Source organism: Bacteroides sp. MSK.20.82 (genome assembly GCF_019052485.1).
In the GTDB taxonomy this organism is placed as follows: domain Bacteria; phylum Bacteroidota; class Bacteroidia; order Bacteroidales; family Bacteroidaceae; genus Bacteroides; species Bacteroides thetaiotaomicron.
In genome coordinates this window covers 21,657-27,734 of sequence record NZ_JAHQUN010000059.1, presented here as the reverse complement: position 1 = coordinate 27,734, position 6,078 = coordinate 21,657, and the positions used below count along the sequence as shown (strand labels likewise).

Sequence of the window (6,078 nt, the reverse complement as noted above, 5' to 3'; positions counted from 1 at the left end):
TTCGCTAAAATCGGTATTGCAAGAGGCCATATCTGATTATCTGGATAAGAACAAAGCCCTATTATAACAGGGCTTCATGTAATTGTGTCAGGTACGTGACGAGCAAAAGACTTTCGGAAAATAGTTCTATATGAAAATCAAAGTTATATTACTTACTTTTTTTATTTACATCAGTTATTTTTCTCCATTATGGGGGCAAACGACAGGGAAAATAACAGATACAAAACAACAACCGATAGAAGGTGCTACAATTGTCATGCAGTTGCCGGATTCCACCTATCTGGGTGCAGCCATATCTGCGGCTGACGGTACGTTTACGCTGGAGCAGGAACCGGACAGTTATCTGCTCATAATCCAACACCTACTTTATCAGACCAGACTGATAAAGGGGAAGACAACAGATGCAGGTATTATTACTTTGGAAGCAAAAGACTACAATCTGGAAGAAGTGGTAATCAAGGGAGAAAAACCATTGGTTAAAGTTGAAGACGGACGGCTTGGCTATGACCTTTCCGTACTGTCGGAAAAGCAAGCTGTAAGCAATGCCTACGAAGCCATAACCAAACTGCCGGGCGTACAGGAAAAGAACGGAACGCTTTCTCTTGCCGGAGCTAATTCTCTCACAATAGTGGTAAACGGCAAACCTACTACCATGACCTCTGAACAACTGGAAACATTGCTTCGCAATACCCCAGTAAACCGCATAGAAAAAGCAGAGGTAATGTACAGTGCCCCTCCGGAACTTCATGTACGCGGAGCTGTTATTAATGTGGTGATGAAACGCTCTCATGACTATTCCTTTCAGGGTGAAGTGAGTACCAATTATCAGAACAGATATTTCAGCAGTGGTGGCGCAAACGGAAATTTCCGCCTCTCCACTCCAAAACTCACTTTAGATGTAATGTATGGAGCAGACAATATCCAAACTATGGAATATACAGAACTGTTCTCCAGACACACCTTGAACGACAATGTATATGAAATAACACAGGACGAGAAACTGAGTTCCAAAAGCTGGATGCACAATGTGAGAACTGCTTTGGAATATAACATCAACGAAAAGAATCATCTGAATGTAGCCTACACGGGAAGTTTTACACCTGACGGGCATAACCGCAGCATAGCAGACGGAAGTTTTCAGCAGTCCAGCCTTGATAAGTTCACGGACAATAAGATGAACAATATAACGGTGCTGTACAGTTCTGGTATCGGTTTGGAAGTAGGCGGCGATTACACACGCTACACATCAGACAATAACCAGACCATGTTCACCCAACTATCTGATAAAAACAAAAGTTCATACACACTAACTGGTGGCCAGCGAATAGACCGCTATTCAATTTATGCAGACCAGAAACATAACCTGACAAACAACTGGGGTATCGGTTACGGAGTAGCCTACCGTTATGCAAAAGATTATGATTTTCAAACATATAATAATGTAACAGGTAATATACAAACCGAAAATACAGAAGCCAAACTTAATGAACAGACAGCCAGTTTTTATTTTTCACTGAATAAAAACTGGGCAACCGGAACTTCGTTTTCTGTTTCTGCCACAGGAGAATATTACACTATTGGCAACTATCACAAATGGGCTGTCTATCCGCAAGCCTCACTGACATACCTGAAAAGCCCGAAACATATCTTCCAACTGTCTTTATCAACAGATAAGACTTATCCGGGCTACTGGGATATGCAGTCATCCGTTACATATCTGAACGGATATTCCGAACTTCAGGGAACACCGGGATTGCGCCCCATGACCAACTATAACCTGAACGGTACATACATACTGAAACAAAAATACATTTTCGGACTGTTCTACACACATACGTCCGATTACTTTGCCCAATCTCCCTACCAAGCGACCGACCGTCTGGCATTAATATACAAGAACACCAACTGGAATTATATGCGTATGATAGGTGCAAATGTCATCCTGCCTTTCAGCATAGGGAACTGGTACGACGCAAGGCTCACGCTCGTAGGTATGCAGGCACGGCAAAAATGCGACCAGTTTTTCGATGTGCCTTTTGACCGCAAGAAATGGATGTTTGTCGGAACACTTGACAATACCTTCAAAGTAGGCAAGAATCTATCCTTGGAATTGACAGGAAACATACAGACACCTTTCATTCAGGGAACACTGGACCTCGCCAGTTCATTCAATCTTACAGCAGGAGTGAAATGGAACTTTGCCAAAGATAAATTCTCGCTTACAGCACGTTGCAGCGATATATTCAACTCCAGTATGCCGGATATGAAAGTTCGCTTCAAGGGACAATATTTGGATATGAACAGTTCTTTCTACACCCGTACCGTATCTCTGAACCTCACATACCGTTTCGGAGGATATAAAAAACAGGAAGTGAAAGGAGTGGATACATCACGATTCGGACATTAAAAAAACAATATGAAACTAAATACAGTTATATTACTAACGTACAGTCTTGCAATGATTGGTTGTGCTTCTTCATTAAAGGGGAAAAGCATGTATCCCGATTCCTCTATCACTTATCGAAATGGTTATATATTGAATAAAAAAGGTGAAATTATAGGGAATTATGCCAATGGGCATATATTCGATAAAGGACGGAATATTAAAGGATTTTCGCTAAAATCGGTATTGCAAGAGGCCATATCTGATTATCTGGATAAGAACAAAGCCCATTATAACAGGGCTTCATGTAATTGTGCCAGGTACGTGACGAGCAAAAGACTTTCGGAAAAATACACGTAAATACGGAACTATAAATCAAAATAATATGAAGACAAATATCATCTTATTCAGTCTTATATCACTTTTATTCTTTTCACCAAGAATGAAAGCACAGCCAAATACGGCAAAACACGATTTTACACATAAAGAAAATGGGTGGTATCACGTATTAAGTACAGGTAGTTTGTCCTCTAAGCCAATCATAACAGTAAAGGATTTCGTTGGGCTAAAACTTGAAAAGGATTATTTCGGAAAATATGCTATAAGCGGACAAATCAGCAAACATAAGCTAAACAAATGGGCTGATGAAACAGAAAAGTCTATTGGGGAAAAAATAGCATTTGTATTTAATGATTCCATTATTACTGCTCCGCAAGTTAATTGCAGAATAGAAAGCGGTACATTCATGATAACGTCCTTTTCAGACCAAAAACTGCCAGAAATCTACAAAGGTATAATGAGAGAAAAGTCAGATTCTCTTGAAGTCGTTTTTAACGGTTGGGAAAAGGATTCTTTATACTATGAATTATCTCCAGAACAAAGAGATTCTGTAAGAATGAACATTGACTATTGGGAAGCCCAAGCATGGATAGACTTAACGAGCAAACCAGAAGAACATTATTGGTATAGCATACAAGATTCTGCCGAATACAAGAAACTTGAAAAGGCTTTAAAAGAAGAACTAAAAAAGCCAAATTTCAGTAGTAGAGCAACAGACCATATGAAATCTGATGCATACAAAGCATACAAACAATATCTACATGAGAATAAAGACTATATAAACCTAATGTTTCAAGGCTTTTTATTCAATAATTTGAAAGGATTGAATGGCTATTTGGTAGATGATATAATACAGTCCAAATACCCTTATGCTCCAAGTATTAGAAGTTATATAGACAAAACAGATAATGTGGATGATGAAAAACTGGCTGTATATGAATGGCAACGTAAAGTTTGGTATCAAATGAACAGAGAAAAATCTCCACGAAATAATATAGTTCAAATAACTTATCGAAATGGTTATATATTAGATAAGAAAGGGGATATAATAGGAAATTATGCCAATGGGCATATATTCGATAAAGGACGGAGTATTAAAGGATTTTATTCTAATGGATTCATATACGACAAAAATCACAATATCATAGGTAATTACAACAACGGATTTGTAACGTTTAAGAAGAAATAAACAGCCTCCGGGGAGGCGCTGGGGGCTTTCTGACCTTTGCACATATAAAAAGCAATATCGGAGCGTTACACCCCAAAAGCATCCTTCCAGCTATTACATAATGAAACGACATACTTAGCTGATCGGTGCAGATTTCCCACCACGCCAGCAAGCAAATATTTCAATATTGTTAAAATAAACTAAAAACGGGGGGGGGGGTAAATTTCATTTTATCTTTTATTCCATTCGTTTAAATAAAATATATTCATAAGTTTGAAGCGTTTTATTTAAAAATATAACCATGGAAAAAACAAATATAGGATTTAAAGCCGGAATTATCTTAAACAAATTAGGCGAAACCGGACTTATAACCATTGCCGAACTTGCGAGAAAACTAAATTTTTCGGCTGATGAAACCGCCCTCGCTGCCGGGTGGCTTGCACGTGAAAGTAAGGTACATATCGAACGGCAAAATGGTTTACTGTGTATTAAAAAAGAATAATACAACGTATCAAAAGGATAAAAGACAAACGCTGGAATATTTACAGTGCATACCACTATTAATGTAAAAGTGCTTCTCATTATCCATTTTGAAACTATTTATCAATTTATAAAACACAAAAAGTATGGATAAGCACATTATTGGCGAGAACGCGGGAATCTTATGGCGTTTCCTAAGTACAGACGCACATAAAAGGTGGTTACTGGCAGAAGTTAAAAAAGGTACTGGACTGGACGATATGGAACTGGCCAGTGCGATCGGGTGGTTGGCACGTGAAGATAAAATCCAGTTTGAGCTACAACAACCAAACGGAAAGGATAAAATAGCATACGTATATCTCATGCTAAACGTGTATTTCTAACAACAAGCCTCCGGCGGGGTTTTCGCTGGGGGCTTCTGACCTTTGCACATATAAAAAGCAAAAAGAAAGCGATATCGGAGCGTTACACCATAAAAACAGCCTGCTGGCAATGACAAAATGATATTGCGTGCCTGGCTGATCGGTGCGGTTCTCCCACCATGCAGACAAATCCCGGTAACAGAATGACAAAGCGGACACCCAAAATTGCGTTAGGGATTGCAGAGTAAAGCCCACAGCCTTTAGGCGAGGACTTGGAGCGTAAAGCCCGACCGTCCCACGGGAACGCCCAAAAGAAAAAGAATCCCCCGAACATTCATCCGGGGGACATTCAGGCCGTCACGTCAATTATAATACAGATTAAGATCATCCGTACTTATCTCCTTCCCGTCCCGGAAAACAAGGCTCTTTTTCTCGATCTCCTTTCCGTTTTTGTAAACGGTCACTACCCACTGCATCGGCTCGTTCACAACGCCGTCCTCTCCGTCCACGACACCACCGGAAACGGCAAACTCGATCGCCTTTCCCGTCGTGCTTAACGTCACCTTTTCGACGGCCAGTTCTTCATCGCTTAGAATCACCGGGCTTGCGAGGCTTTCCCCCGTCGCCCCGTCTTTCAACTGCGTACCGTTGGCGACTACCACGACCGACTTAATGAAGCTGCGGAAATCTCCCGACTGCTCGATCGTTACCTCATACATCGCCCCTTTTCCTCCCGGTTCGTCGTCGTCCTTGCTGCAACCGACGAAACACAATGCCATGCACACGCATACGGCTGACAAATACAAATACTTTCTCATACCTTCAATTATTTAAGTTTATAAATAGATCACGCACCCCAGGCCGACATGGTTGTTATTCCGGAGAATGGAGTTAAACAACATTTCAAACCTGTACTCGGCAAAAAGAGCCACTTTCGGGCTTAGCAACATTTCCGGCCTTATCCCGACCTCGTACCCATACACGAAAGCCTTGCTTTTCTCCAGGTACACAAGATCGCTTTTCGCCTTGGCTTTCTGGTAGCCGATCGTCCCGGCTGCGATCCCCAGGAGCGAGAATTTCCGTCCTTTCAGGGCGTAATAGGCCAGCTCCGGGCCGACCGTCACGGTGTTTGCCTTTACCAGATCCCGGTTTAGATTCCGGTAATTAAGGTTTGCCCCCACCTTGAAAGCCTTGTACACCTTTCCAAAACCGAACGTCCCCTGCACCTGACTTTCATCCACGATATAGCCCAGCTTCACGTTCATATACTGGCTTCCGATATATTGTGCCCTGCACACGGCCACCAGGCACAAAAAGAGCGATAATACGGCAATTTTTCTCATAAC

Annotated in this window: 7 protein-coding genes; 5 read left to right on the top strand and 2 right to left on the bottom strand. The window is 41.2% G+C overall.

Annotated elements, in window-relative coordinates; all coding sequences use genetic code 11:
- Positions 1-130 precede the first annotated feature (130 nt).
- The 5 genes from KTR07_RS25075 (at position 131) to KTR07_RS25055 (ending at position 4,753) form a co-directional block, all read left to right on the top strand.
- Positions 131-2,407, top strand: coding sequence for an outer membrane beta-barrel family protein (locus KTR07_RS25075; RefSeq protein ID WP_146334767.1), 2,277 nt, complete (start codon positions 131-133; stop codon positions 2,405-2,407).
- Between the two features lie 9 nt (positions 2,408-2,416).
- A complete protein-coding gene (locus tag KTR07_RS25070; protein WP_146334824.1) occupies positions 2,417-2,743 on the top strand; it encodes a hypothetical protein in 327 nt (108 codons plus the stop codon).
- Between the two features lie 25 nt (positions 2,744-2,768).
- Positions 2,769-3,911: a hypothetical protein gene (locus tag KTR07_RS25065; RefSeq protein ID WP_226766921.1), complete on the top strand. Its 1,143-nt coding sequence runs from the start codon at positions 2,769-2,771 to the stop codon at positions 3,909-3,911.
- Positions 3,912-4,191: 280 nt separating this feature from the next.
- Positions 4,192-4,392, top strand: coding sequence for a winged helix-turn-helix domain-containing protein (locus KTR07_RS25060; protein ID WP_217315530.1), 201 nt, complete (start codon positions 4,192-4,194; stop codon positions 4,390-4,392).
- A 124-nt stretch (positions 4,393-4,516) separates the two neighbouring features.
- Entirely contained in the window at positions 4,517-4,753 is a 237-nt protein-coding gene (locus tag KTR07_RS25055; RefSeq protein WP_217315529.1) for a winged helix-turn-helix domain-containing protein, read from the top strand.
- Between the two features lie 341 nt (positions 4,754-5,094).
- On the opposite strand, the gene KTR07_RS25050 is transcribed toward KTR07_RS25055, so the two are convergent.
- On the bottom strand, positions 5,095-5,550 hold the full coding sequence (locus KTR07_RS25050) for a DUF4425 family protein (RefSeq protein ID WP_007659490.1): 456 nt from the start codon (positions 5,548-5,550) through the stop codon (positions 5,095-5,097).
- Positions 5,551-5,568: 18 nt separating this feature from the next.
- Positions 5,569-6,075: a conjugal transfer protein TraO gene (locus KTR07_RS25045; protein WP_005842170.1), complete on the bottom strand. Its 507-nt coding sequence runs from the start codon at positions 6,073-6,075 to the stop codon at positions 5,569-5,571.
- Positions 6,076-6,078: the final 3 nt, after the last annotated feature.

Excerpts from the sequence above, each read along its gene's own strand:
- KTR07_RS25055 (WP_217315529.1), top strand. The coding sequence starts at position 4,517 with ATGGATAAGCACATTATTGGCGAGAACGCGGGAATCTTATGGCGTTTC.
- KTR07_RS25060 (WP_217315530.1), top strand. The coding sequence starts at position 4,192 with ATGGAAAAAACAAATATAGGATTTAAAGCCGGAATTATCTTAAACAAA.
- KTR07_RS25070 (WP_146334824.1), top strand. The coding sequence starts at position 2,417 with ATGAAACTAAATACAGTTATATTACTAACGTACAGTCTTGCAATGATT.
- KTR07_RS25075 (WP_146334767.1), top strand. The coding sequence starts at position 131 with ATGAAAATCAAAGTTATATTACTTACTTTTTTTATTTACATCAGTTAT.
- KTR07_RS25065 (WP_226766921.1), top strand. The coding sequence starts at position 2,769 with ATGAAGACAAATATCATCTTATTCAGTCTTATATCACTTTTATTCTTT.
- KTR07_RS25050 (WP_007659490.1), bottom strand. The coding sequence starts at position 5,550 with ATGAGAAAGTATTTGTATTTGTCAGCCGTATGCGTGTGCATGGCATTG.
- KTR07_RS25045 (WP_005842170.1), bottom strand. The coding sequence starts at position 6,075 with ATGAGAAAAATTGCCGTATTATCGCTCTTTTTGTGCCTGGTGGCCGTG.